Origin of the sequence: Frateuria flava, assembly GCF_017837635.1 — a bacterium.
GTDB classification, from domain to species: Bacteria; Pseudomonadota; Gammaproteobacteria; order Xanthomonadales; family Rhodanobacteraceae; genus Frateuria_A; species Frateuria_A flava.
In genome coordinates this window covers 204,001-229,162 of the sequence record NZ_JAGJRS010000013.1, presented here as the reverse complement: position 1 = coordinate 229,162, position 25,162 = coordinate 204,001, and the positions used below count along the sequence as shown (strand labels likewise).

The following is a 25,162-nucleotide window of genomic DNA, read 5'->3' as shown; positions in this document are numbered from 1 at the left end:
GGAGTCGAAGGGCATCCCCCCTCACCTCAGGAGTATCCCGGTCATGCGCAACGTCGTGCTGCTGACTTTCGCGCTCGCCTTCGTCGGCAACGCTCTCGCCGCCAGTAACGAATCCACCGCCTGGTCCGACGCCCGCCAGATGGTCGTGGTCACCACGCCCAGCTGGAACGTCAACCACGGCATCTTGCGCACCTACGCGCGCACGGCCGGTGCCTGGAAGGAAATCGGAACCGCCGCGCCGGTCACCCTCGGCAAGGCCGGGGCCGCCTGGGGCCTGGGGCTGAATGCGCCGCGACACGACGGCCCGGTCAAGCGCGAGGGCGACCTGCGCAGCCCGGCCGGCGTGTTCGACATCGGCGAGGCGTTCGGCTACGCGGCCAACGCCGATACCGCCATGCCCTACCGCGCGCTGAGTGCCACCGATTACTGCGTCGACGTCAGCGGCTCGCCGCAGTACAACCGCATCGTCGACGCCAAGGTGGTGGGCGAGAAGGCGGTCGAGGGTTCGACCGAGCCGATGCGCCGCGACATCCACGTTCATGGCGACCAGCGCTACGCCCAGGGCTTCGTGATCGAGCACAACCCGCAGCAGCGTGCGCAGGGTGGCAGCTGCATCTTCGCGCATCTGTGGAAATCGCCGGTCGATGCCACCACCGGCTGCACGGCGATGGATCCGTCGTTGATGCACCGCCTGCTGGCCTGGCTGCGTCCGGACGACCACCCGGTGTTCGTGCTACTTCCCACGCCCGCCTATGAAAAGCTCCAGGCCGACTGGCGCCTGCCGGCGCTCGGGGATGCCGCCCGATGAGCCCCACCGCGCGCGTGCTGGGCGGCCTGGCGGCCGGCGCCATCCTCGGCCTGGGCCTGGCGGCATGGAATCCGCTGGTCGCCACGCAGGTGGCCGACGTGGTGCAGCCGATCGGCAAGCTGTGGCTCAACGCATTGCAGATGACCGTGGTGCCGCTGGTGCTGGCGCTGGTGGTGGTCGGCGTCAACACGGCGACCGACGCGGCGGCCTCCGGACGCATCGCGCGGCGCGCTATCGTGGTGTTCATTCTGTTGCTGCTGCTCGGCGCGCTGTTCACCGCCGCCGCCGCGCCGGCGCTGTTCTCGCTGTTCCCGCACAACCCGGCGCTGCGCACCGCGTTGGATCATGCGGTCGTCGGCACGGCCGCCCAGACCGGCCCGGTGAGCTGGTCGGCCGCGCTGGTGGCGATGATCCCAAGCAACGCGATCATGGCCGCCGCGCAGAGCGCGATGCTGCCGCTGGTGGTGTTCGCGCTGTTCCTGGGCTTCGCCCTTACGCGGATTGCGCCGGCGCGCCGGGCGATGCTGGTGGAATTCTTCCAGGCCATCGCCGACGCCATGATCGTGATCGTGCGCTGGGTGCTGTGGGTGGCGCCGCTGGGCGTGTTCGCGCTGATCCTGGGCGTGTGCGCGCGCTCGGGGCTGGGCATGCTGAGCGCGCTGGGCGTGTACGTGCTGGCGGAGATCGTGCTGTACCTGGCGGTGACCGCGATGATGTACGCGGTGGCCGTGGTCTGGGGCGGCGAGAAGCTGCGCCGCTTCGCCAGCGCGCTGCTGCCGCCGCAGGCGGTGGCGATCAGCACGCAGTCGTCGCTCGCGTCGCTGCCGGCCATGCTGGAGAGCGCCGGGCAGCGGCTGGGTTACCCCAGGCAGGTCAACTCGCTGGTACTGCCGATGGCGGTCACCCTGTGCCGCCTGACGAGCCCGGTGCAGTACCTGACCTCGGCGGCGTTCATCGCCTGGGCGTACGGCATCGACCTGTCCGCCACCCAGCTCATCGCCGGCGCGGTGCTGGCGGTGGTCATCAGCCTGGGCTCGGTGGGCCTGCCGGGCGCGGTCACCTTCATCGCGACCAACCTGCCGGTGGCCCAGTCGATGGGCCTGCCGGTCGGGCCGCTGGGCCTGATGCTGGCGGTCGACACGCTGCCCGACGCCTTCGCCACCCTGGGCAACGTCACCGCCGACGTGACCGCCACCAGTGTGGTGGCGCGGCAGTCGCGCGAGGTCGCCCCGGCGACGCACGCGGACAACGGATAAGCCGCCTACTTCCCCACCTCTCCTGCCACAGGGGAGGGAATCCTCAGACGAGTCGCGCATGCAATCGATCGAAACCGATGTGATCGTGATCGGCGCCGGCATGGCCGGCGCCTCGGTGGCCTACTTCCTCGCGCCGCACGCACGCGTGCTGGTGCTCGAGCGCGAGAGCTACGCGGGCATGCATTCGACCGGCCGCTCGGCCGCGCTGTTCAGCGAGACCTACGGCTCGCCGCAGGTGCGCGCGCTGACCCGCGCGACTCGGCCGTTCCTCGACAACCCGCCCGTGGGCTTCGCCAGCGCGCCGATCCTGACGCCCCGCGGCGCCACCGTGATCGGCACCGCCGCGGACGCCGAGCGGGTGCGTGCCGAGTACGAGGCGATCCTGCCGTACACGCGCGACCTCGAACTGCACGACGCCGCCCGCCTGCGCGCGAGCGTGCCGGTGCTCAGGCCCGAGGCGGCGCACATCGGCATGCACGAGCCGGGCGCGGCCGACATCGACGTCAACGAACTGCACCAGGGCTTCCTGCGCGGCCTGCGCGCGCGCGGCGGACAGCTGCGCCTGGACGTGGCCATCCGCGCGATCGAGCGCACCGCCGCCGGCTGGGAAGTCGATGCGGGCGAGACCGTCTACCGCGCACCGCTGCTGCTCGACGCCGCCGGCGCCTGGGCCGACCAAGTCGCACGGATGGCCGGTGTCGCGCCGCTGGGCCTGCAGCCGAAGCGCCGTTCGGCCTTCGTATTCGAGCCGCCGGCGGGCATGGATGTGCATCGCTGGCCGTTCGTCTGCGACATCGCCGAGACGTTCTACTTCAAGCCCGACGCCGGCCTGTTGCTCGGCTCGGCCGCCAACGCCGATCCGGTCGATCCGCACGACGTGCAGCCGGAGGAGTACGACATCGCGCTGGGCATCCACCACATCGAGCAGGCCACCACCCTGGAAATCCGCCGCCCGACCCGCACCTGGGCTGGCCTGCGCTCCTTCGTCGCCGATGGCGACCTGGTCGGCGGCTTCGCGCCCGACGCCCCGGGCTTCTTCTGGGTCGCCGCCCAGGGCGGCTACGGCATCCAGACCAGCGCCGCGATGGGCGAATGCTGCGCCAACCTGGCACTGGGGCGACCGTTGCCCGGGCACCTGGCCCAGGCCGGCATAACCCCGGCCATGCTCGATCCGGCGCGCCTGCGACGGTGACCCGAACTTCCGCTGCCAGGTCCCGCCAGGATGCAGATCTGCGGCGGCGTCCAGCATGGCCTGAAACGCACCGCGGCCGCTGGCGGGTTGCCCCGCCTGAAGCGCCTGCCGCCTGGCCCGGCTATCATGCCGATTGGCCCGTCGCCGCGTATCCACCATGCTCTTGATGATCGACAACTACGACAGCTTTACCTTCAACCTCGTCCAGTACCTCGGCGAGCTGGGGCAGGAGGTGCGGGTGGTGCGCAACGATGCGCTGGACGTGGCCGGCATCCGCGCGCTGAAGCCCTCGCACATCATGATTTCGCCCGGGCCGGGTACGCCGGACGACGCGGGCGTGTCATTGGCGGTGCTGCGCGAGCTGGCCGGGGAGATTCCGGTGTTCGGCGTGTGCCTGGGCCACCAGGCGATCGGGCAGGCGTTCGGCGGCAAGGTCATCCGCGCCAAGCAGATCATGCACGGCAAGACCTCGCCGGTGCGCCATCGCGGGCAGGGCGTGTTCGCCGGCCTGCCGGACCCGTTCGAGGCCACGCGCTATCACTCGCTGGTGGTCGAACAGGGCTCGCTGCCGGACTGCCTGGAAGTCACCGCGTGGACCGAACACGCGGACGGTTCGATCGACGAGATCATGGGACTCAGACACAAGACGTTGCCGGTCGAGGGCGTCCAGTTCCACCCCGAATCGATCCTGACCCAGTACGGCCACGACCTGCTCGCCAACTTCCTTGGCCTGCCGCGGCGGAAGCTGGCTGCATGAGTCCGCGCGAGATTTCGATCACGCCGCAGGAGGCGCTCCAGCGCACCATCGAACACCGCGAGATCTTCCACGACGAGATGATCGCGCTGATGCGCCAGATCATGCGCGGCGAGGTCAGTCCGCTGATGACCGCGGCGATCATCACCGGCCTGCGCGTCAAGAAGGAAACGGTGGGCGAGATCACCGGCGCGGCGCGGGTGATGCGCGAGCTGTCCGCCAGGGTCGACGCGCCGGCGCATCCGCATTTCGTGGACATCGTCGGCACCGGCGGCGACGGCGCGTCGAGCTTCAACATTTCCACCGCCTCGATGTTCGTCGCCGCGGCGGCCGGCGCGCGCGTGGCCAAGCACGGCGGGCGCAGCGTGTCGTCCAAGTCCGGCAGCGCGGATGTGCTCGAGGCGCTGGGGGCGGTGATCGATCTGGGTCCGGCGCAGGTCGCCCAGTGCATGGAGGAAACCGGCATCGGTTTCATGTTCGCGCCGAACCACCATCCGGCGATGAAAGTGGTCGCGCCGGTGCGCAAGGAAATGGGCGTGCGCACGCTGTTCAACATCCTGGGACCGCTGACCAATCCGGCCGGCGCGCCGAACATCCTGATGGGCGTGTTCCATCCCGACCTGGTCGGCATCCAGGTGCGCGTGCTGCAGGCGCTGGGCGCGCGGCACGCCATGGTCGTGTGGGGCCGCGACGGGATGGACGAGATCTCGCTGGGCGCGGCCACGCTGGTCGGCGAGCTGCGCGGCGGCGAGGTGCGCGAGTACGAGATCGAGCCGGAGGACTTCGGCCTGGCGATGGCCTCCAGCCGCAACCTGCGGGTGGAAAGCGTGGACGAGTCGCGCGCCATGCTGCTCGATGCGCTCGGCGGCCGCGCCGGCGTGGCGCACGACATCGTCTGCCTCAACGCCGGTGCGGCGCTCTACACCGCGGGTGTGGCAGGTGACATTGACGAAGGCATCGCGCTCGCGCGCCAGGCCATCGCCAGCGGCGCCGCGCATGCGAAAATGGTGGAATTCATCGCCGCGACGCGCCGGCTCGCCATGTAGGAGCGCACTCGTGCGCGCCCGGCGCCCGGCAGCCGCCCCGTTGGCTTTCCGCGCACAGCTGCGCTCTTACCGTTCGACGCCATGACCGACATCCTGCAACGTATCCTCGCCCGCAAGGCGGAGGAAATCGCCGAGCGCAGCGCCGCGCTGCCGCTGGCCGAGCTCGCCTCGCGCATCGAGGACCTGCCGCCCACCCGGGGCTTCGCCGCCGCCATCGAGGACAAGCTCGCCGCCGGCCTGCCGGCGGTGATCGCCGAGGTGAAGAAGGCCAGCCCGAGCAAGGGCGTGATCCGCGCCGACTTCGATCCGGCCGCGATCGCGCGCAGCTATGCCGCGGGCGGCGCGGCCTGCCTGTCGGTGCTGACCGACAGGGACTTCTTCCAGGGCAGCGAGGCGTATCTGCAACAGGCGCGCGAGGCCTGTGCGCTGCCGCTGCTGCGCAAGGACTTCATCGTCGACCCCTACCAGGTGTACGAGGCCCGCGCGATCGGCGCCGACTGCATCCTGCTGATCGTTGCGGCGCTGGACGATGCCGCACTGCTGGAACTGTCGCTGCTGGCCGCCGAGCTCGACCTGGATGTCCTGTGCGAAGTGCACGATGCCGCGGAGCTGGAGCGTGCGCTGGCCCTGCCGGTGCCGCTGATCGGGGTGAACAACCGCAACCTGCGCAGCTTCGAGACGACGCTGGACACCTCGCTCGCGCTCAAGCCGCGCATGGCCGACGACGACCGAGTGTTGGTGGCCGAGTCCGGCATCCACACGCGCGAGGACGTGGCGCGCCTGCGCGAGGCAGGCATCCACGCCTTCCTGGTGGGCGAGGCGTTCATGCGGGCCGGGGACCCGGGCCAGGCGCTCGAGCGGCTGTTCGCGGCCTGATGCCATGGACGGGCAGGACACCCCCGCCGCCGACGCACCGCCGGTCGTGCTGTTCGATTTCGACGGGGTGCTTACTCACGCCGATACCTATGAGCTGTTCATCCGCGAGCGCTATGCACGCTCGACCTGGCGCCAGCTGCTCGCCCTGCTGGCGCTGCCGGGGCTGATGCTGCTGTGGCCGCTGACCCGTCGGCTGCGCCGGCCGCTGGTGCACATCGCGCTGCTCGGGTTGGACGAGAAGCGCTACCGCGCCGTGATCGATGCATTCGCTGGCGAGCTGGTGCGACGTCCCGGCCAGTTCTGCCGCGACGGCGTGCGCGCGCTGCGTCGACACCAGGCGGCGGGCGAGCGGGTGATCGTGGTGACCGGTTGCGAGCACATGCTCGTCGAGAGCCTGCTTGCGCAGCTGGGGCTCGTCGGCGTGGAGGTGGTCGCCTCCCGACTCAAGCCCGGTCCCTTCGGCCTGCGCCTGGCGCACCACAACATCGGCGCCGGCAAGCTCAAGGCGCTCACCGCGCACGGCGTGCCCGCCTGGCAGCGCGCCTATGGCGATTCGTTCAACGACCTGCACATGCTCAAGGCCGCGGCCGAACCGGTGCTGGTCAACGGCACGCCGAAGCTGTGCAAGCGGATCGAGCGGGCGTTGGGCCGGTCGCTCGAGCGGGTGGCCTGGCACTGACCCGCACCGGCTCCGCGCCGGGCCGGGGCTTGCAGGGTCGCGCCGTACTGCGCCCTCGCGCACCGACGGCTGCATCACGAATCCCGCCTGCTCGTGCGAGCGCGCGGACGTCTGCATGATCTAACGGCCGAAAACGTCGCGGCAGCCCTGAGGCTGCCGCGTTACCGGAAGGCGTTGAGCGCGAAGCCTCAGCGCGTGCCCTTGACCACGATGGTCTTGCCGGACACGTCGATCATGCCCTGCTCTTCGAGCTGCTTGAGCACGCGACCGACCATCTCGCGCGAGCAGCCCACGATGCGGCTGACCTCCTGGCGCGAGATGCGGATCTGCGTGCCGTCCGGATGGGTCATGGCGTCGGGCTCCTGGCACAGGTCCAGCAGCGTGCGCGAGATGCGGTTGGTGACGTCCATGAAGGCCATGCGGCTGACCTGGCGCGACGTGCGCAGCAGGCGGTTGGTCAGTTGCGAGCCGATCGCGAAGAGGATTTTCGGGCACTCCTCGCGCAGCGGGCCTTCCATCAGCTGGAACAGGCGCTCATAGCTGATCTCGGCCATCTCGCACGGGGTGCGGCTGCGCACGATCGACTCGCGCTGCGCCTGCTCCACGAACAGGCCCATCTCGCCGATGAACTGGCCGCGGTTCAAGTAGGCCAGGATCAATTCGCGACCCTGCTCGTCCTCGGTGCAGACCGCCAGCGAGCCCTCGATGATGTAGTAGAGCGTGTTGGCCGGATCACCCGGGCGGATGATCGCGGTCTTGCCGGGGTAGCGCCGACGATGGCACAGGGCCAGGAAGCGCTCCATCGATGCGGGGTCCGGCGCGAAGCTCAGTGGTGCCTGGGACCGTTCGAATGCCTGCTGGAGTTGGTATTTGAGTTGCGCCACGAGGGTATCCGCTGGTTGAGCCACGGCGCTGCCGCCAAGGCCTTACCATGCATCACGCGTCTCGGCTGATCAAGAGATGACGCGGCTTGCGGGCGTGAGTTCTGTTTTCCGGGGTTTTGCCGCATACTTCGCAGTCTTTCGGCCAAGCTGCATACCAGCCGGAACCCTGGGTCGCGCAGGATGAGGGTCCTGGCGCGCCTTTTTCTTTTCGCGGGGACCCTTGCTGCTAACCCGCCTCATCTGCTGGCCGCATTCCGGCCATGGAGAGTCGCCGTGGTGAAACCGCTCCCGCGCCTGCGCCTGCAGGGCTTCAACAACCTGACCAAGGCCCTGAGCTTCAACATCTACGACATCTGCTACGCGGTGTCCGAAGACCAGCGCCAGCGCTACATCGAATACATCGACGAGCAGTACGACGCCGATCGCCTGACCCAGATCCTCACCGACGTGGCGGAGATCATCGGCGCGAACATCCTCAACATCGCGCGCCAGGACTACGATCCGCAGGGTGCGTCGGTGACCATCCTTATTTCCGAGGAGCCGGTGGTGGAGAAGCTCGGCCGCGACACCATCTCCGGTGCCGTGGTGGCGCACATGGACAAGAGCCACATCACCGTCCACACGTACCCGGAAACGCATCCGCACAACGGCATCGCGACCTTCCGCGCGGACATCGACGTGGCCACCTGCGGCGTGATCTCGCCGCTGAAGGCGCTGAACTACCTGATCGACAGTTTCGAGTCGGACATCGTGGTGTGCGACTACCGCGTGCGCGGCTTCACCCGCGACGTGAAGGGCAAGAAGCATTTCATCGACCACAAGATCAACTCGGTGCAGGACTACCTGGCGCGTCACATCCGCCAGAAGTACGAGATGTTCGACGTCAACGTCTACCAGGAAAACATCTTCCACACGAAGATGCACATCAAGGACTTCGACCTGGACACCTATCTGTTCGAGGCGCACGCGGACGACCTCTCGTTCAAGGAGCGCCAGCGCATCGAGTCGCTGCTCAAGCGCGAGATCGAGGAACTGTTCCACGGCCGCAACCTGATGTAACGAAACCCCGCCGCGAGGCGGGGTTTTTCATTGTGCGCACAGGGCGATGCCCATGCCTGGTCCATGCGCGCCTTCCTGCTGTTCCTGCTGCTGCTCGCCCTGCTGGCGCTGGTGTGGTCGCGTGGCTGGCGTCCGCCGGATCGCTACAACCCGTGGGCGCCGCTGGACCTGCGTGCGCCGCCGGACCTGTTCTTCCGTTACAAGCTGGACCGGCTGGGACGCGAGCCGCGCGCGTGCAGGGCGGCGTTGGCGCAGGCGGGCGCGCGCTTTACACCCTTGCCCGACCGCGACGGCCCGGGCGCCTGCGGCTGGATCGATGCGGTTCGCCTGCGCGGTACCGGCGCGGCGGCGATCGAGCGACCGGCGATCGTTTCCTGCCCGCTGGCGGCAACCCTGGTGCTGCTCGATCGCCAGGTGTTGCAGCCCGCCGCCAGGCAGCTCTATGGCACAGCGGTGCGCCAGGCCGACCACGTCGGCAGCTACGCGTGCCGCAACATCTACGGCCGTGCCAGCGCCCCGCTCAGCCGCCACGCGCGGGCGGCCGCGATCGATCTGACCGGCTTTGTGCTGGCGGACGGCCATCGGCTCGATATCGCCGGCGACTGGGATGCACGGGGCAGGGCGGGCGCCTTCCTGCATCTCGTGCACAACCGCGCCTGCGAGGTGGCCGGCCTTGTGCTGGGGCCGGACTACAACCGCGAGCACCGCAGTCACTTCCACGTGGAAGCGCAAGGCTGGGGCTACTGCCGCTGACTTGCCGCCTTGGCAGGAGCGCGCTTGCGGGTGGCGCCTTGGTTATCCGCCGTCAAGCGAAAGCATCGCCCGCAAGCGAGCCTGCACGAGCCGGTCGGCATCAGATGCGGTAGGCAATGCCCTTCATCACCAGCGAGCTCAGGTGCATGAGTCCCGGAATCGGGAAGGGCAGATCGATGCCGCCGCGCGCCTTGGCGTTGTCGCCATGGCGTACTTCGTCGGCCTGCATCTGTGCGAGCACAGCGCGCGAGCGCTCGTCCTGCCGCGGCAGGCGTTGCAGGTGATCTTCCAGGTGGGCTTCCACCTGCCGCTCGGTTTCCACCACGAAGCCCAGGCTGACCTTGTCGCCGACCAGCGCGGCGGCGGCGCCGATGGCGTAGCTGCCGGCGTACCACAACGGGTTGAGCAGGCTCGGCCGGCTGTCCAGTTCGCGCAGCCGCTGTGCGCACCAGGCAAGGTGGTCGGTCTCCTCGTCGGCGGCGTGCTGCAGGTGCTGGCGCGTCTCCTCGTCGCGCGCGAGCGCGGCCTGGCCGTCGTACAGCGCCTGCGCGCAGACCTCGCCGGTGTGGTTGATGCGCATCAGCCCGGCGGCGTGGCGGCGCTCGGCGTCGTCGAGCGGCGCGTCGTCCAGCGATGTGGCGGGGGAGGGGCGCGCGGCTTCCGGCGCACCGGCGACGGTTTCCAGGGCGCGCTCGATGCCTGCCAGCAGGCGGTCGAGTGGAGAAAGCGTGCGAACGTTCATGACGGATGTCCCGGGATAAGTTGCCGTGCCAGCAGTACCAGCGGATGCAGGGTTGGTACAGCGATCTCCTGCCCGGCCAAGCCCGCGGCCAGGTGCACGCGGCAACCGATATTGGACGACAGCAGCGCCTGCGGCGCCAGCGTTGCGATGGCCTCGAGCGTGGGAGCGCGCAGGGCTGCCGCGCGCTCGGGGAATTCAAGCATGTGGCTGCCAGCGGCGCCGCAACAACGTGGCGGGAGTAGCGTCACCTGCAGCTCCGGCACGCGCGCGAGCAGTGCCTGCAAGGCATCGCCGCTGCGCGCCACATTCTGCTGCGTGCACGGCAGATGGAGCGCCACGCGTTCGGAGAGCGGGCGGAAGTGCAGGCGGTCGGCCTGTGCCGCGAGCAGGGGGTAGGGATCCACGGTCTCCACGCCAGGCAGGGCGTGCCGCAATTGGCCCAGGCAGCCGGGGGTGACCGTCACCAGGATCGCGGCGCCACTGGCTCGCCAGCTTTCCCGGACGCGCCGGGCCGCGCGCGCGGCCGCCTGCGCGTGGCCACCGTGGGCGTCGAGCGCGCCACAGCAGAAGGCCGGCAGGCGTGTCACCGGATGGCCGGCAGCCTCGAGCAAGGTGACCGCCGCCTGCTGCGCGGATGCGTCGTCGACGCTGCCGACGCATCCGGGAAAAAGCGCCACCCGGGGCAGCGCCCGTGTGCGCCGTGATCTTGCGGGGATCGTCTGCGGCTGCGGCTGCGGCTGCGCGGCCGGCGGCAGCGAGGCGATGGCCAGGGCCGCACGCCAGCGCGAGCGCTTTGGCAGCCCGCGTGCGAGGCGCGCAAACCAGCGTCGCAGGCCGGGGAACCTCGTCCATCGCACGAGCGTGGGCCGCTTCGCCAGCGCGAGCAGCACGCGTGGCCGCCCCGGTGCGGGCCCGAGCAGGGCGCGCGTTTCCACCAGCAGCTCGCCGAAGCGCACGTGGGCGGGACAGACTCGTTCGCAGTTCAGGCAGCCAAGGCAGTGGTCGAGAGGCTCGCGCAGTTCGTCCGAAACCGGCGCCAGCCCGTTGGCAAGGGCGGCGGCAATGGCGATGCGCCCGCGCGGCGATTCGGCTTCGTTACCGTCCAGCGCATAGGTCGGGCACGCCGGCAGGCACAGGCCGCACTGCACGCACTGGTCGGCCAGCGCGGCGATACGCGCGGACTTGTTCTCGGGCATGGCGGACATGCTATCATTGGCAGCTCACAGTCGGCCGACCGGCAGGCTTGCGCGATGGATGAAAGCTCCGTTATCATCTCGCGCCTTTGTTCCACCGATTCCGCTAACCGCCCTCGTGGCGGCAGACAGGTATTCTTGAAATGAAAACGTTCAGCGCCAAGCCGGAAAGCGTCAAGCGCGACTGGTACGTGGTCGACGCGACGGGCAAGACGCTCGGCCGTCTCTCCACCGAGATCGCCCGTCGCCTGCGCGGCAAGCACAAGCCGGAGTTCACCCCGCACGTCGACACCGGCGACTACATCGTCGTGGTCAACGCCGACAAGGTCGCGGTCACCGGCGCCAAGCTGGACGACAAGATGTACCACCGCTTCACCGGCTACGTCGGCAACCTCAAGACCATGAGTCTGAAGGACATGCTGGCCACGCACCCGGAGCGGGTGATCGAGATCGCCGTCAAGGGCATGCTGCCGAAGAACCCGCTGGGCCGTGCGATGTATCGCAAGCTCAAGGTGTACGGCGGCGCCGACCATCCGCATACCGCCCAGCAGCCGCAGGCGCTGGAGATCTAAGGAAACCCATGGCTATCCAGCAGAATTACGGCACCGGCCGCCGCAAGACCTCCGCCGCCCGCGTCTTCCTGCGCAAGGGCAACGGCGCGATCGAAGTCAACGGCAAGACCCTCGACCAGTTCTTCGGTCGCGAGACCTCGCGCATGATCGTGCGCCAGCCGCTCGAACTGACCCAGAGCACCGACAAGTTCGACATCAAGGTCACCGTCGCCGGCGGCGGCATCACCGGCCAGGCCGGTGCCATCCGCCTGGGCATTGCCCGCGCGCTGATCGAGTACGATGAAACCCTGAAGTCGCCGCTGCGCAAGGCCGGCTTCGTGACCCGCGACGCCCGCGAAGTCGAGCGCAAGAAGGTCGGTCTGCACAAGGCCCGCCGCGCCACCCAGTTCTCGAAGCGCTAACATCCGCTTCGAGGGACGATGCAACCGGTCAGAGCGCATCGTTCCCAAGGGTTTTGGGAGATCGTCTAACGGTAGGACAACGGACTCTGACTCCGTTTATCTAGGTTCGAATCCTAGTCTCCCAGCCAAAAAAAAGAGGCCCGCCATTGGCGGGCCTCTTTTTTGCATGTGTGGTGGCGTGGCGGAAAACCGGCGTCTCCATTTTCTGCAGCGGGTGCCCGCATGCCGATCCTGCGACATAGGGCACAGTGGCGCAGCGGCGCCAAACGTTGCATCGGCCCCGCTTGCGCTAGGATGGGCGTTGTCGGCGCGGCCGCGGTAGGTTGTTGGTTTCACTCGTTTTTCACGCAAAGAATTGTTGTATAGGCGGAATAACATGTCGACGTGGACCGGTCGCGGAATTGGGGCGATTCAGGCCATCCATGCCAAGGGGGTAAGGACAATGCGGACAAGGATCTGGGACAACATCTGGCTTCGACAGCTGGCAGTCGCAGTCGGCTATGCCGTCAGCTACACGCTGCTGCGCGAGATTTCGTTCTCCCATTGGGTGCTGTTCGCTGGCCTGCGCCTGTGCGCGCTCATGTTGATGCCTTACCGCTACTGGCCGGCCCTGCTGGTCGGTGAATTGCTGCCGCTGGGCTACATCAGCTTCGATTGCATGGAGCAGTACGGCTGGATGTGGTCGGCTGTGATGGTGGTGCCGCCCATCGGCCTGGCCATGCCGATCGTCCGCTTCTGCAGGGAGCAGCACCGCCTGTTCCCATCGCGTTCGATCACCAGCATGAACGTGTTTCTGCTTTGCGCGTTGCTGGTCTCGTTTGTCTGGACCTTCGCCGATACCACAGCGCTGGTTCTGGCTACGGCCCAGTCTCCGTATGACTATCGCGCGGCCGCGGGACGGTATTTCCTCGGCTCGTATACCGGCATCCTGACCGTCGTGCCGCTGGTGCTGGCGGTACGAGAGAAGTTGATGGGCATGGCGATGAGGCAACTGCTGGCATCGATGTCCGAGAACCGCCTGGTGCTTGAAACCGTCTCTCTGCTCTTGCCGGCGCTGGCGCTGCTGGTTTGGCTCGCCTCGGGTGTCGCCGGCGATGCAAGCCAGGCCGCCCGGATGGCGATGTTCCTGCCGGTCGCCTGGCTGGCGCTGCGCCACGGCTGGCACGGGGCCGCGATAGGCGGCACCGCGGCGAGCATCGCGGTGATCCTGACCATGCCCGTGATGCATGACCACGAAACCGTGCAGGCCCAGGCATTCATCGCCTTCACCTCCACCACCATGCTGATGCTTGGCGCGCGGATCGCAGTGCTGCACCAGCGTGAGAGGCAGGAACGCACGGATTCGCGTCTGGCTCTGGCGATGGCGCAGCGCAACGTCTACCTGGGTGAACTGCAGCTGCGGCAGACCTCCTATGCGCTGGAACAGATGAGCGGGGCGATCCAGGCCTCCTACACGCAACTGCTCGGCAGGTTGCGTTGCCTGCTGCCCGGAACAGACGAGCGCACTTACTATCGCCAGGCGGCGGTCGCACAGCACCAGATCTACCGCCTTGCCGATTCGCTGTATCCACTGTCCTGGCGTGACCGCGGCCTGCCTGCGGCGTTGCGCGAGGGTTCCATTCCGCGTGCGCTCGACGAAGGCGGCATCGTTTACTGGTGCGACATCCAGGGCGAGATCGATCAGCTTTCCACCAGTGTCCACATGGCGCTGTACCGGTTGGCGTCGGAAGCCATTGCGCTTGCCTGTGCCAAGCGCAACGTCAGCAAGGTTCGCGTGCGGCTGCGTGGTGGCCAGTCCGGCGGACGGCGCTGGGCGGTGCTGTGCGTCGACAGTGACGTCGATTACGAGCGGCTGGCGCGCGTGCGCTGGGATGACATCCAGTCGGCGCTTGGCGGGAGCGGCATGGGGCTGGGGGCACTCAAGGACCGCGCCGGCATCTTCGAAGGCAAGGTGCATGCGCGCGCTCACGGTACCGGCAGCCGGATCAGCCTGATCCTGTTCGATCCGGAACTCGTCTGACCTGCGAGCATCCTTCTGGCAATCCTGGGGACAGGATGCCTTTTGCCAGTTCGGGCGAGGGTTGAAGGGCTCGCCGAGCGCTTGATCAGCCGCCGCCGTCGTTCGCAGCTTGTTGGGCGCAAGAGGACAGTAGGGGTGATCACCGTATGCGGAGTGCGCCAGGCCGTGACGACGCCGGCGGTCCCGGGCAGCTCACTGATCCTGCCGTCATCCATCCTTGGCAGGCCGGGAAACAAAAAAAACCGCCTCAAGGGCGGTTTTTTCGTCTCGCATCCATTGATGATGCCTACGGCGAGTGGCTGCTGCACTCTTCCGGATCATCGCAAGGGGCAGCTGTCGCCGTGGGGCTGGCGGGAGCCGCCGTGAACGTGACGGTGCCATCGCTCATAGGCACGGCCTGCAGCTTGACACTACTGCTCTGGTAGACCGTCTCTGCGTACGAAACCAATGCTACGGCCGTACTGCTGGTCAGGCCCGTCTGCTGCGGAGTGGAGAGTCGCTGCGCATCGCGCCCCATGGGCAAGACCAGAAACTGCCCGTTGATATTGGCGAAGGCCACGCGCACGTTACCGAAGAGGTCGTTCACCTGAACGTACTGCACGCCATTGTTGGCGAACGTGTACACATGCCAATGCGTGCTTGCGCTCACGTCCTGTGCATTCGGCCAGGCTTGACCCAGGCCCGTGCCTGTAGCCGCCACGGCAGAGGCAGAAAAGCCCATGACGACCAAGCCCGCGAGAAGTGCGCGGCGCGGCAGGATTTTGATCATAGCCATGTCCCCTTTTGTTGGACTGCTCACTGATTGAGCAATCGCACTCTACCTTCCAATAGTGATTTTTTCGCGAAGACGCGCTCCGAAACTGAGCGTCACGTTAAGTTTTCCGAGGCCTACGGGGGCTCGCCCGTGGCAGTCGTCGAGTGCCTCGGTGCGGCGCCGCATCAAACGTGCGGCATGGCGCCAGGGTGACATGCGCCTTCGCTGGAGCGGTAACGCCAGGCCCCGGGGCGCTGGACGGGCGCCAGGGAGCCCGCCGCTCTTCGGTTCCTTGACCTGGAGGCGTAAAATCCCCGTTTTACCCGCGGTATTTCCATGACTTCCCCCTCCGAGAAGCCGGCGCCCCCGCCGGGCGTGCGCCTGGAAGGCAGCACGGACGCCTTGCCCCTCTCTCCCGCGCTGGGGGTCAGCCTCGATGCTACGCGCATGCCCCGTCGCTCCACCCTGGTGGATCGGCGGGTGTTGCGGATCACTGCGGTCTCGGTGGTGCTGGGTCTGGCGGCAGCCCTCATCGCGCAGGTGCTGACCTCGCTGATCGGGCTGGTCACCAACCTGGCCTTCTATGGCCGCGTGTCGACCGAATTCTCTTCCCCGGCTGGCCACCACTTGGGCGCCTGGGTGATCGTGGTGCCGGTGATCGGCGGTCTGATCGTCGGCGCGATGGCGCGCTGGGGTTCGCGCGCCATCCGTGGTCACGGCATTCCCGAGGCAATGGAGCAGGTGCTCCTCAACGAATCGAAGATCCCCCCGCGGATCACCTTCCTCAAGCCGGTGTCCTCCGCCATCGCGATCGGTACCGGTGGGCCGTTCGGCGCCGAGGGCCCGATCATCGCCACCGGCGGCGCACTCGGCTCGTTCATCGGGCAGCTCCTGCGGGTCACCGGCGGCGAGCGCAAGGTATTGCTGGCGGCCGGTGCCGCCGCGGGCATGGCCGCGGTATTCGCCTCGCCGGTGGCGGCGGTGGTGCTGGCGGTGGAACTGCTGCTGTTCGAACTGCGCCCGCGCTCGCTCATCCCCGTCGCGCTGGCTACCGTGGCGGCCACCTCGGTGCGTTATGCGTTCCAGGGAACCGCGCCGGTCTTCGCGATGCCGGCCCTGGCCGAGCCGGGTGCCGTCGCGCTGGCCTGCTACGTGGGCGTCGGTGCGGTGCTGGGACTGATCAGCGTCGGCGTGACCCGCATCGTCTACGGCATCGAGGATGCTTTCGAGAAGCTGCCCATCCACTGGATGTGGTGGCCGGCGCTCGGCGGCATCGCAGTGGGCGTGGTCGGCTATTTCGCGCCGCTGACCCTGGGCGTGGGCTACACCAATATCGAAGGCATCGTCAGCGGCGAGTTCACCCTGCACACGCTGTTCTTCCTCTGCGTGATGAAGTTCATTTCCTGGTCGATTTCGTTGGGCAGCGGTACCTCGGGCGGTACGCTGGCGCCGCTGTTCACCATCGGTGGCGCGCTCGGCGCGCTGATCGGCCTGGGCCTGGCCGCCCTGCTGCCGCAGTTCGGCATCGACCCGCGCATCGCGGCGCTGGTGGGCATGGCGGCGATCTTCGCCGGCGCCTCGCGCGCACTGTTGACCGCGGTGGTATTCGCATTCGAGACCACGGGTCAGCCGGCCGGCCTACTGCCGCTGCTGGGCGGCTGCACCGCCGCGTACCTGATCTCGGCGCTGATGATGCGCAACACCATCATGACCGAGAAAATCGCCCGCCGCGGCGTGCGCGTGCCTTCCGAATACGCGGCCGACTATCTCGACCAGGTGGCGACCGGCGATGCCTGCACGCGCGCCGTGGTGACCCTGCGCACCACCCAGATCCTGGGCGAGGTGCGCCATTGGCTGAACGAGGGTTCGTCCGAGTCGCAGCATCAGGGTTACCCGGTGGTCGACGAGAACAACCAAGTGCTGGGCGTGCTGACCCGGCGCAGCCTGCTCGATCCGCAGTGGTCGTACTCGCTCGCGCTGGGCGATCTGGTCACGCGTCCGCCGATCATGGTCAAGGAAGATCACTCGCTGCGCGAAGCGGCCGACCACATGGTTGCCGAGCAGGTCGGACGGCTGATCGTGGTGAGCAAGGACGCGCCGCATCGCATGGTGGGCATCATCACACGCGGTGATCTGCTGAGTGCGCACAAGCGCCGACTGCGAGAGGCGCGGCAGGCCAGCCGGCACCTGCGCTTCGGACGGAACGGCGTGCGCACGGTCTGACGCGCGGTCGTTGCCAGGTGGGCTTCGTCCCACCACGTTGCCGGAAGGAGGGCTGAAGCCCACCCCGCGGCGGCACGCGAAACCGATTTTTCTCGTGGCTGGTCGTGACCGCGCCGGGATCGGGTGCGACTCGGCCTCCAGCGCACCGGTTCGCCCGAGCTGAGTCACGGTTGTTGCAGGGTGGGCTTCAGCCCGCCGCGACGTTGCAGGACGGTGGGCTGAAGCCCGCCCCACCGCGCCATGCGGCCTACATTTCCTTGTCGCCGACCAGCACGATGTCCGCGGCACGCCGCGCGAACAGGCCGACCGTGACTACGCCCGGGATCTGGTTCAGTTCGGCCTCCAGCGACACCGGATCGGTGATCTGCCAGCCGTGCACGTCGATCACCCAGTTGCCGTTGTCGGTCACCACGCCGTCGCGCCAGACCGGTTGGCCGCCGCGCTTGACGATCTCGCGGCCGACCAGGCTGCGCGCCATCGGAATCACTTCGATCGGCAGCGGGAAGCGGCCAAGCAGATCCACGCGCTTGCTCGAGTCGATGATGCATACGAACTTCGCGCTGGCCTCGGCGATGATTTTCTCGCGCGTCAGTGCAGCGCCGCCGCCCTTGATCAGGCGCTTGTGCGGATCGCACTCGTCGGCGCCGTCGACATAGAGCGACAGCGGGCCGGTGCTGTTGAGGTCGAGCACTGGAATGCCGTGCCGCTTCAGTTGCGCGGTCGACTGCTCGGAGCTCGACACGGCGCCATGGATGCGGTCCCTGATGCCGGCCAGCGCGTCGATGAAGAAGGCCACGGTCGAGCCGGTGCCGACGCCGACGATGGCGCCGTCCTCGACGTAGCGGAGGGCGGCCTCGCCAGCGAGACGCTTTTCGTTGCTCATGGACGTTTTCCTTGGGGGTCTTGCCGGCCAACCAGCGGGCTGGCGTTGGAGGGGTGGCTACTCGAGCGCCAGGATGAAATTCCAGTCCTGCGCGTCCACCGGCATCACCGACAGCCGGTTGCCCTTGCGCACCAGCGCCATGTCCGCGAGCGCAGGCTGGTTCTTGAGCTCATCCAGCGTGATCACTCGCTTGAGCTTGCGGACGTACTTGACGTCCACCAGCATCCAGCGTGGTTTGTCGCGCGAGCTGGCGGAATCGAAATACTTGCTCTTGGGGTCGAACTGGCTGGGGTCCGGATAGGCCTCGCTGGCCACCTCGGCGATGCCGGCGATACCAGGTTCGGCGCAGTTGGAGTGGTAGAAGAACACCTTGTCGCCCTTGCGCATGCCATCGCGCATGAAGTTGCGCGCCTGGTAGTTGCGCACGCCGTCCCACGGCTCGCGCTTGCGCTGCCTGAGGTCGTCGATGGAGAAGGTGTCCGGCTCGGATTTCATCAGCCAGTGAGAGTAGGGCCGCTCGCTCATCGGGACCTCGGGACGCGGAGATGTGGCAGGTGTGCGTGCTGTGCCCGAACGGCCTGCCGCGTATGGGCGTCGGGGACGAAGGTTCCACTACGGGCTGCGGAGGCGGCAGCTGTCGCGCTCACGGCGTGTCTTCCGCGTGGCAGTCGATCAACTCGCGGTCGGTGGCGATGTAGTCCAGCGGCACGTCCCACGATTCGGACTTGATGGCCGGCAGTTCCTGAAAATCGTACGCGACGCCCACCAGCAGAGGCTCGGTGGGGCGCGCCTGATCGTTCAGGAACGCAAAGCTGCGGTCATACCAGCCCCCGCCGTAGCCGAGCCGGTGACCATGGCGGTCGAAGCCCAGCAGCGGAACGAGCACCAGGTCGAGCTGGAACGGCGCGAACCACTCTCGCGGCGCCACCGGCTCGGGGATGCCATAGCGGTTGGGCTCGACATCTTCGCCGGCCGACCAGGGCGCAAAGCGCAGTTCGCGGTCCTGACCCAGCACCGGCAGCAGGAAGCGCTGGCCGCGTGCGGCCAGTGGCGGAATCACCAGGTTGAGGGGCAACTCGCCGTCGCAAGCCCAGTAGCCGGCCACGCGTGCGTCGGTGTGGTACTCGGGGAGTTGTTCGAGGCTGTGCCTCAGGCCCTGCGCAGCGGCAATGCGTTGCGCTGGCGTCAGGGCGCGGCGGCGAGCGGCGAGATGCTGGCGCAGTTCGCGGCGTTGGGCGGTGGCGTCCACGGCGCATCTCCTGGAAGACGGCGCGACCGGCGCCGCTCGCGCCCGGCCGGCGTTGCGTCAACGTCAACCAGGCGGGGAAAGGGGTGGCGTCAACCACGATGCCGCTGCCCACCGAACGACCTTGATCCGCTTGGATCAGGTGGGAGGGCTACATGGCCTTAAAGGCTTTCCGCACGCGGCGGACATGCACAACAACCATGTGAAGCCGACCCGGGGCCGTATATAGGAACAAGGCAAATGTAGAGTGTGCTGGCGCACACCGCAGAAAACGCCGGGGCCTATCTTACTTGCGCGTCGAGCGCCGCTTCAAGCTTGCGGCGCAATGCAGCGAGGCCGTCAGTCACGCTGCGATCAGCCCCGTCGTGCTGCTTGCGCAGGCCCAGGTATTCGTGGGTGACGCTGATCGCCGCCAGCACCGCCAGCCGGTCGAAACCCGGCGTACGTGCATTGGCGCGAAGCTCGCGCATCTTCTGGTCGAGAAAGGTGGCCGCGGCGAGCAGGCCGTCCCGTTCCTCCGGGGCGCAGGCGATCAGGAATTCGCGATCCAGCAGGCGCAGCGCGACCGGCTCGGAAGCGGGGGAGGGCGTGCTGCTCATCAGCCGTTGTTCTCGAGGGCTTTCAACCGTTGGATCATCGCCTCGACGCGGGTGCGCGCCTGGTCGTTGCGCGCCATCAGGCCCGCCCGCTCGTTGGCCAGCTGTTCCTGGCTGTGCCGCAGGCTGCGGTTCTCCTCCTGCAGCCGGCGCACGAGGTCCAGCAGGCGGTCCAGCTGCTGGTTCAGGGTGGCCAATTCCTGCTGGACGGGATCGGGCGTGCTCATGGTGTGAAATATACCAAGCCTGCCGCGCGAAAAGGTGCGGCACTTCCCCGTAGAACCGCACTCCGTGCGCGACCGGCCTTGGGGCGGCCCCCGGTCGCGCACAAAGTGTGCTCCTACCCAGGCTTCGGCGGATTAGACTGGGTGGCCGATTCCCATGGAGAGCCCCGATGACTGGCAGCGATATGCTCGGTTACGACGAGCTGGATGCCGCGCTCGTGCGCATGCGCGTCGGCGCGGACGCCAGCGAACTGCATGGCTCGCTGTGCGGTTTCCTGGCCGGTGGCGGCGCGCTGGACAAGCAGCGGCTGTTGACGGCGCTGGAGTTCGAGGGCGGCGAGACAGTCGTGCCGGCGCCGCATGACCAGGCGCTGCTGGAGCGGTTGGCGACCCAGTCCCGCGGCGAGCTGGCTGATCCCGAACTGGGCTTCGAACCGTTGTTGCCGGCGGACGACCGCCCACTGGCCGAACGCGCCGAGGCGCTGGTGGAGTGGTGCCGCGGCTTCCTTGGCGGTTTCGGCCTGGCCGGCGCCGGCGCGCATGCGAAGTTGTCGGACGAGGCGCAGGAGATCCTGCGCGATTTGACCACCATCGCCAGCTCGGCGTTCGATTTCGGCGACGAGAGCGAGGACGAGGATGCGCTGATCGAGGTGCACGAGTTCGTGCGCATGGGCGCGATGTTGTTGTTTGCCGAATGCCACAGCGCCCAGCGCCCGGCGAACGACACGCTGCATTGAGCATTGCGATCGCGGAATTCGCGCGCCGGCGACGTCAGCTGATGCGCATGGCCGGTGCCGACGCGGCGCTGCTGATCGCCGCCGCGCCCGAGCGCATGCGTAACGCCGATGCGGCCTGGCCGTACCGGCAGGATTCGGACTTCCATTACCTCACCGGCTTTCCGGAAGCGGACGCCGTGCTGGCGTTGCTGCCCGGTCGCGCGCACGGCGAAGCGGTGCTGTTCTGCCGCGAGCGCGACCCGGCGCACGAGCGCTGGCACGGCGAGGTGGCCGGCACCGAGCGCGCGGTCAGTGCGTTCGGGCTGGACGACGCGTTCCCGATCGAGGACATCGACGACATCCTGCCCGGCATGATCGAGGGGCGGGCGCGGGTGTACTGCCACTTCGGGCGCGAGCCGGATTTCGATGCGCGCCTGCTCGGTTGGATGCGGCGTCTGCGGCAGTTGCGTGGCGGTGGCGTGGTGCCGAAGGAGTTCGTGGCGCTGGGGCATCTGCTGCACGACCTCAGGCTCTACAAGTCGCGCGGCGAGCTGAAGCTCATGCGCCAGGCCGCGGGCATTGCCGCCGAAGCGCACGTGGCGGCGATGGCGGCGGCATTGCCCGGACGCCTGGAGTACGAGGTCGAGGCCGAACTGCTGCGGGTGATGCGCAGCCGGGGCGCGGTGCCGGCGTTCCCGCCGATCGTCGCCGGTGGCGTCAACGCGTGCACCATGCATTACGTAGCCAACCGCGCGCCGCTCAAGGATGGCGACCTGTTGCTGATCGATGCCGGCGCCGAGGTGGACTGCTATGCCTCCGACATCACGCGCACCTTCCCGATCAACGGCCGCTGGTCGCGCGAGCAGCGCGCCCTGTACGAGGTGGTACTGGCTGCGCAGCAGGCGGCGATCGACGAGGTCAGGCCGGGTCGCCCGTTCGACGCCGCGCACCACGCGGCGGTGCGGGTGATCGCCGAGGGGCTGTGCGCGCTGGGGCTGCTCAAGGGCGCGGCCGATGCGGCGATCGAGAGCGGGGCGTACAAGACCTTCTTCCCTTCCAAGACGGGCCACTGGCTCGGCCTGGACGTGCACGACGTGGGCGATTACCGCGTCGATGGCGACGCGCGCCTGCTCGAGCCGGGCATGGTCGTGACGGTCGAACCGGGCATCTACGTGCCGCCCGACCTGCGCGGCGTGGGCGAGCGCTGGCGCGGCATCGGCATTCGCATCGAGGACGACGTGGCGGTGAGCACCGACGGGAACGTGGTGCTCACGGAGGCCGTGCCGAGGGAGCCGGAGGAGTTGATGCGGGTGCTGGGCGGGCGCTGAGCGCTCGCGCGCGAGCTGGTTCGTGCGAGGGAATACATGACGAGCCGTGGTGTGCGCCGCCGGATCCGCCGCTGCCCCATCCTGTCCCGAGGGAGCCGACTCACGCTCTGCAGGGACAAACCCGTTCGCACTGGGCGTAGCCGGCAGGCCGAAGTCGAAGCGCTGGCCTCAAGACCCGCGCCGGCAGCGCTCCTTCGGCAGAGACTGCCGGCAGGCGGGCGAGGGTCAGGGCGCCGCGCGGCGCCCGGATGCAACCATCCATCTTCCGTCGAGCGTTCCTGCGGCACCACGCCGCGCGGCAGCCTGTCGCGATGCCGCAGCCATCACGCCATCCATGTCTATAGTCGACGACGCCCTTCCCCCGGGAGTGAAGCATGCCGACTGCCGAGTTCCTCTCGCGCCTGCAGTTCGCGTGGGTGATGTCCTTCCACATCCTGTTTCCCGCCTTCACCATCGGCACGGCGGCGTGGCTGGCGTTCATCGAGGGCGTCTGGCTGGTCAAGCGCACGGACCTGTGGCGCGACCTGTATTTCTTCTGGCTGAAGATCTTCGCCGTCGCCTTCGGCATGGGCGTGGTGTCGGGCATCGTGATGAGCTTCCAGTTCGGCACCAACTGGGCCGGCTTCTCGATCGTCGCCGGCAACGTGGTCGGGCCGTTGCTCAACTACGAGGTGCTGACCGCGTTCTTCCTGGAGGCCACGTTCCTGGGCGTGATGCTGTTCGGCTGGAAGAAGGTCAGCGACGGCATGCATTTCCTGGCCACCTGCATGGTCTCGCTGGGAACGCTGTTGTCCTCGTTCTGGATCATGTCCGCCAACAGCTGGATGCAGACGCCGGCGGGCTACGACATCCGCGATGGCGTGTTCTACCCGGCGGACTGGTGGCAGGTGATCTTCAACCCCTCGTTCCTGGTGCGGCTGCCGCACATGGTGCTGGCCGCGTTCATTTCCACCGCCATGGTGGTCGGCGGGGTTTCGGTCGTCTATCTGCTCAAGGGACGCTTCGTCGACCGCGCCGGGGCGATGCTCAAGCTGGCGCTGGCGTTCCTGGCGATCGTCATCCCGATCCAGATCGTGATCGGCGACATGGCGGGCCTGAAGGTGCGCGAGTATCAGCCGGCCAAGCTGGCTGCGATCGAAGCGCGCTGGGACACCGCGAGCAGCGTGCCGCTGGCCCTGTTCGCATGGCCGGACGAGCAGGCCGAAACCAACCATTACGCGGTGGAGGTGCCGCACCTGGGCAGCCTGATCCTCACCCATTCGTGGGACGGCGAGGTCAAGGGCCTGAAGGACTTCCCGCGCGACGAGCGGCCGCCGGTCAAGATCCCGTTCTTTTCCTTTCGCGTCATGGTCGGCCTGGGCCTGCTGATGCTGGCGCTGGCGCTCACCGGCCTGTGGCGCTGGAAGCGCGGCAGCCTGCTGCGCGACCGCTGGTACCTCAGGGCGTGGGTGGTGATGATCCCTTCCGGCTTCATCGCGCTGCTCACCGGCTGGTGGGTGGCCGAGGTCGGCCGCCAGCCGTGGGTGGTGCAGGGGCTGATGCGTACCTCGCAGGCGGCCACGGTGCTGCCGGCGTCCAGTGTGCTGGCCTCGCTGATCACCTTCGTGGTGGTCTATCTCGGCATCTTCGGTGCCGGCATCTGGTACCTGTTCAAGCTGTTCCGTGACGGTCCGCTGCCGGCGCCGCAGCGCGGGCAGCCGGCCACGCCGGTGCACGGCAGCCACCACCGCACGCCGGCGCGTCCGCTGTCGGCGCCCGACGACCCGATGGGAGACTGACGATGGACTGGGCGACCGTGCTCCCCGTGGTGTGGTTCTTCATCATCGGCTTCGCGGTGATGATGTACGTGTTGCTGGACGGCTTCGTGCTCGGGCTGGGCATCCTGCTGCCGTTCGCCGACGACGAAGACCAGCGCGACCACATGATGAACACCGCCGCGCCGATCTGGGACGGCAACGAGACCTGGCTGGTGCTCGGCGGCGCCGGTCTGATGGCGACCTTTCCCAAGGCCTACGCGATCGTGTTGTCGGCGCTGTACCTGCCGATCCTGGCGATGCTGATCGCGCTGATCTTCCGCGGCGTGGCGTTCGAGTTCCGTTTCAAGGCACATACCTCGCGCTGGCTGTGGGGCGTGGCCTTCAGCGTGGGCTCGGTGGTCACCGCCTTCGCGCAGGGGCTGATCCTGGGTGCGCTGGTCGAGGGCATGCCGCTGACCGGCGGCAAGTACGTGCAGGGCGCGTTCGGCTGGTTCAGTCCGTTCGCGGTGATGACCGCGGTGGCGGTGGTGTTCGGCTACGCCTTGCTCGGCGCCACCTGGCTGATCCTCAAGACCGACGGACGGCTGCAACGGATCGCGTTCGATCTGACCCGGCCGCTGATGCTGGCGGTGATCGGCTTCATGCTGATGGTCAGTGCGTGGCTGCCGTTCCTGGATTCGCAGCTGATGGAGCGCTGGTTCACCGGCGCGCACATCCTGTGGCTGTCGCCGGTGCCGATCCTGACCGTGCTCAACGCCATCACGCTGTGGCGAGCGGTGCTGAAGAACCGCGAAGTGCAACCGTTCGTGCTGGCGCTGTGTTTCTTCGCGCTGGGCTTCATCGGGCTGGTGGTCGGCATGTGGCCGAACATCGTGCCGCCAAGCATGAGCATCTGGGAGGCCGCCTCGCCGCCGTCGTCGCAGGGTTTCGTGCTGGTCGGGGCGGCGTTCCTGATCCCGGCGGTGCTGGCCTATACCGTGTATTCGTATCGCGTGTTCCGCGGCAAGGTACTGGCTGGCGAGGGGTATCACTGAGGTTCGGGATTCGGGAGTCGGGATTGGGGATTCGGGAAAGCGAAGCACGGCTCCGCTCTGACGAGTCCCGAATCCGGACTCGCGGCTCGCGGCTCGCGGCTCGCGGCTCCCGGCTCGCGGCTCCCGGCTCCCGGCTCCCGGCTCCCGGCTCCCGGCTCCCGAATCC

General features: G+C 68.1%; 26 protein-coding genes, 1 tRNA gene and 1 other RNA gene. 18 read left to right on the top strand and 10 right to left on the bottom strand.

All coding sequences use genetic code 11. From position 1 onward, the window contains the following. Nucleotides 1–43: 43 nt before the first annotated feature. The 7 genes from J7I44_RS06370 to J7I44_RS06340 all read left to right on the top strand — a co-directional run bounded on the left by J7I44_RS06370 (nucleotide 44) and on the right by J7I44_RS06340 (nucleotide 6,611). Entirely contained in the window at nucleotides 44–808 is a 765-nt protein-coding gene (locus J7I44_RS06370) for a L,D-transpeptidase family protein (RefSeq protein WP_209617610.1), read from the top strand. Further along, entirely contained in the window at nucleotides 805–2,064 is a 1,260-nt protein-coding gene (locus J7I44_RS06365) for a dicarboxylate/amino acid:cation symporter (RefSeq protein ID WP_209617608.1), read from the top strand. Before J7I44_RS06370 ends, J7I44_RS06365 begins: the two co-directional genes overlap by 4 nt. Nucleotides 2,065–2,122: 58 nt before the next feature. Further along, entirely contained in the window at nucleotides 2,123–3,256 is a 1,134-nt protein-coding gene (locus J7I44_RS06360; RefSeq protein ID WP_209617605.1) for an NAD(P)/FAD-dependent oxidoreductase, read from the top strand. A 157-nt stretch (nucleotides 3,257–3,413) separates the two neighbouring features. Beyond that, nucleotides 3,414–4,013, top strand: coding sequence for an anthranilate synthase component II (locus tag J7I44_RS06355; protein WP_209617601.1), 600 nt, complete (start codon nucleotides 3,414–3,416; stop codon nucleotides 4,011–4,013). After that, complete coding sequence (gene trpD / locus J7I44_RS06350; RefSeq protein ID WP_209617598.1) at nucleotides 4,010–5,056, top strand: anthranilate phosphoribosyltransferase; 1,047 nt, start codon at nucleotides 4,010–4,012, stop codon at nucleotides 5,054–5,056. The genes J7I44_RS06355 and trpD overlap by 4 nt, the downstream gene beginning before the upstream one ends. Nucleotides 5,057–5,137: 81 nt before the next feature. After that, a complete protein-coding gene (trpC, locus tag J7I44_RS06345; protein ID WP_209617595.1) occupies nucleotides 5,138–5,932 on the top strand; it encodes an indole-3-glycerol phosphate synthase TrpC in 795 nt (264 codons plus the stop codon). 4 nt (nucleotides 5,933–5,936) lie between these two features. Then, nucleotides 5,937–6,611, top strand: a complete 675-nt coding sequence (locus J7I44_RS06340) for a haloacid dehalogenase-like hydrolase (protein ID WP_209617592.1) — start codon at nucleotides 5,937–5,939, stop codon at nucleotides 6,609–6,611. Between the two features lie 188 nt (nucleotides 6,612–6,799). On the opposite strand, the gene crp is transcribed toward J7I44_RS06340, so the two are convergent. Then, on the bottom strand, nucleotides 6,800–7,495 hold the full coding sequence (gene crp, locus J7I44_RS06335; protein WP_342451875.1) for a cAMP-activated global transcriptional regulator CRP: 696 nt from the start codon (nucleotides 7,493–7,495) through the stop codon (nucleotides 6,800–6,802). A 273-nt stretch (nucleotides 7,496–7,768) separates the two neighbouring features. On the opposite strand from crp, the gene speD reads away from it, so the two are divergent. Both speD and J7I44_RS06325 read left to right on the top strand, forming a co-directional pair. Next, nucleotides 7,769–8,554: an adenosylmethionine decarboxylase gene (gene speD / locus J7I44_RS06330; RefSeq protein WP_091334588.1), complete on the top strand. Its 786-nt coding sequence runs from the start codon at nucleotides 7,769–7,771 to the stop codon at nucleotides 8,552–8,554. A 63-nt stretch (nucleotides 8,555–8,617) separates the two neighbouring features. After that, nucleotides 8,618–9,307: an extensin-like domain-containing protein gene (locus J7I44_RS06325; protein WP_209617589.1), complete on the top strand. Its 690-nt coding sequence runs from the start codon at nucleotides 8,618–8,620 to the stop codon at nucleotides 9,305–9,307. Nucleotides 9,308–9,407: 100 nt separating this feature from the next. On the opposite strand, the gene coq7 is transcribed toward J7I44_RS06325, so the two are convergent. Further along, entirely contained in the window at nucleotides 9,408–10,049 is a 642-nt protein-coding gene (gene coq7 / locus J7I44_RS06320) for a 2-polyprenyl-3-methyl-6-methoxy-1,4-benzoquinone monooxygenase (protein WP_209617586.1), read from the bottom strand. Continuing rightward, nucleotides 10,046–11,254, bottom strand: a complete 1,209-nt coding sequence (locus J7I44_RS06315) for a (Fe-S)-binding protein (protein ID WP_209617583.1) — start codon at nucleotides 11,252–11,254, stop codon at nucleotides 10,046–10,048. The genes coq7 and J7I44_RS06315 overlap by 4 nt, the downstream gene beginning before the upstream one ends. Before the next feature lie 131 nt (nucleotides 11,255–11,385). On the opposite strand from J7I44_RS06315, the gene rplM reads away from it, so the two are divergent. The 4 genes from rplM (at nucleotide 11,386) to J7I44_RS06295 (ending at nucleotide 14,235) form a co-directional block, all read left to right on the top strand. Then, entirely contained in the window at nucleotides 11,386–11,814 is a 429-nt protein-coding gene (rplM, locus tag J7I44_RS06310) for a 50S ribosomal protein L13 (protein WP_209617581.1), read from the top strand. Nucleotides 11,815–11,822: 8 nt separating this feature from the next. Next, a complete protein-coding gene (rpsI, locus tag J7I44_RS06305) occupies nucleotides 11,823–12,215 on the top strand; it encodes a 30S ribosomal protein S9 (protein ID WP_209617579.1) in 393 nt (130 codons plus the stop codon). A gap of 54 nt (nucleotides 12,216–12,269) precedes the next feature. Further along, nucleotides 12,270–12,343 (top strand) — tRNA-Gln (locus tag J7I44_RS06300). 314 nt (nucleotides 12,344–12,657) lie between these two features. Further along, entirely contained in the window at nucleotides 12,658–14,235 is a 1,578-nt protein-coding gene (locus tag J7I44_RS06295) for an MASE1 domain-containing protein (RefSeq protein WP_209617576.1), read from the top strand. A gap of 286 nt (nucleotides 14,236–14,521) precedes the next feature. On the opposite strand, the gene J7I44_RS06290 is transcribed toward J7I44_RS06295, so the two are convergent. Beyond that, the gene (locus J7I44_RS06290; RefSeq protein WP_209617571.1) at nucleotides 14,522–15,004 is read right to left on the bottom strand and encodes a hypothetical protein; all 483 of its coding nucleotides are present in this window, start codon (nucleotides 15,002–15,004) and stop codon (nucleotides 14,522–14,524) included. A gap of 321 nt (nucleotides 15,005–15,325) precedes the next feature. On the opposite strand from J7I44_RS06290, the gene J7I44_RS06285 reads away from it, so the two are divergent. Then, a complete protein-coding gene (locus J7I44_RS06285) occupies nucleotides 15,326–17,212 on the top strand; it encodes a chloride channel protein (protein ID WP_209617566.1) in 1,887 nt (628 codons plus the stop codon). 247 nt (nucleotides 17,213–17,459) lie between these two features. On the opposite strand, the gene rpiA is transcribed toward J7I44_RS06285, so the two are convergent. From rpiA to J7I44_RS06255, 6 genes are all read right to left on the bottom strand, one after another. Then, complete coding sequence (gene rpiA, locus J7I44_RS06280) at nucleotides 17,460–18,095, bottom strand: ribose-5-phosphate isomerase RpiA (RefSeq protein ID WP_209617562.1); 636 nt, start codon at nucleotides 18,093–18,095, stop codon at nucleotides 17,460–17,462. Nucleotides 18,096–18,152: 57 nt separating this feature from the next. Then, nucleotides 18,153–18,620, bottom strand: a complete 468-nt coding sequence (locus tag J7I44_RS06275; RefSeq protein ID WP_209617559.1) for an EVE domain-containing protein — start codon at nucleotides 18,618–18,620, stop codon at nucleotides 18,153–18,155. Nucleotides 18,621–18,738: 118 nt separating this feature from the next. Continuing rightward, nucleotides 18,739–19,344: a 5-formyltetrahydrofolate cyclo-ligase gene (locus J7I44_RS06270; RefSeq protein ID WP_209617556.1), complete on the bottom strand. Its 606-nt coding sequence runs from the start codon at nucleotides 19,342–19,344 to the stop codon at nucleotides 18,739–18,741. A gap of 86 nt (nucleotides 19,345–19,430) precedes the next feature. Beyond that, nucleotides 19,431–19,615: non-coding RNA, 6S RNA (gene ssrS / locus J7I44_RS06265), on the bottom strand. Between the two features lie 7 nt (nucleotides 19,616–19,622). Then, a complete protein-coding gene (locus J7I44_RS06260; protein WP_209617553.1) occupies nucleotides 19,623–19,940 on the bottom strand; it encodes a cell division protein ZapA in 318 nt (105 codons plus the stop codon). Continuing rightward, the gene (locus J7I44_RS06255; RefSeq protein ID WP_209617550.1) at nucleotides 19,940–20,164 is read right to left on the bottom strand and encodes a TIGR02449 family protein; all 225 of its coding nucleotides are present in this window, start codon (nucleotides 20,162–20,164) and stop codon (nucleotides 19,940–19,942) included. The genes J7I44_RS06260 and J7I44_RS06255 overlap by 1 nt, the downstream gene beginning before the upstream one ends. A gap of 167 nt (nucleotides 20,165–20,331) precedes the next feature. On the opposite strand from J7I44_RS06255, the gene J7I44_RS06250 reads away from it, so the two are divergent. From J7I44_RS06250 to cydB, 4 genes are all read left to right on the top strand, one after another. Continuing rightward, entirely contained in the window at nucleotides 20,332–20,898 is a 567-nt protein-coding gene (locus tag J7I44_RS06250; protein WP_209617547.1) for a UPF0149 family protein, read from the top strand. After that, entirely contained in the window at nucleotides 20,856–22,205 is a 1,350-nt protein-coding gene (locus tag J7I44_RS06245; RefSeq protein ID WP_245187963.1) for an aminopeptidase P N-terminal domain-containing protein, read from the top strand. Before J7I44_RS06250 ends, J7I44_RS06245 begins: the two co-directional genes overlap by 43 nt. A gap of 374 nt (nucleotides 22,206–22,579) precedes the next feature. Then, a complete protein-coding gene (locus J7I44_RS06240; protein WP_209617540.1) occupies nucleotides 22,580–23,983 on the top strand; it encodes a cytochrome ubiquinol oxidase subunit I in 1,404 nt (467 codons plus the stop codon). Between the two features lie 2 nt (nucleotides 23,984–23,985). Next, a complete protein-coding gene (cydB, locus tag J7I44_RS06235) occupies nucleotides 23,986–24,996 on the top strand; it encodes a cytochrome d ubiquinol oxidase subunit II (protein ID WP_209617538.1) in 1,011 nt (336 codons plus the stop codon). The last annotated feature ends 166 nt before the right edge of the window (nucleotides 24,997–25,162 follow it).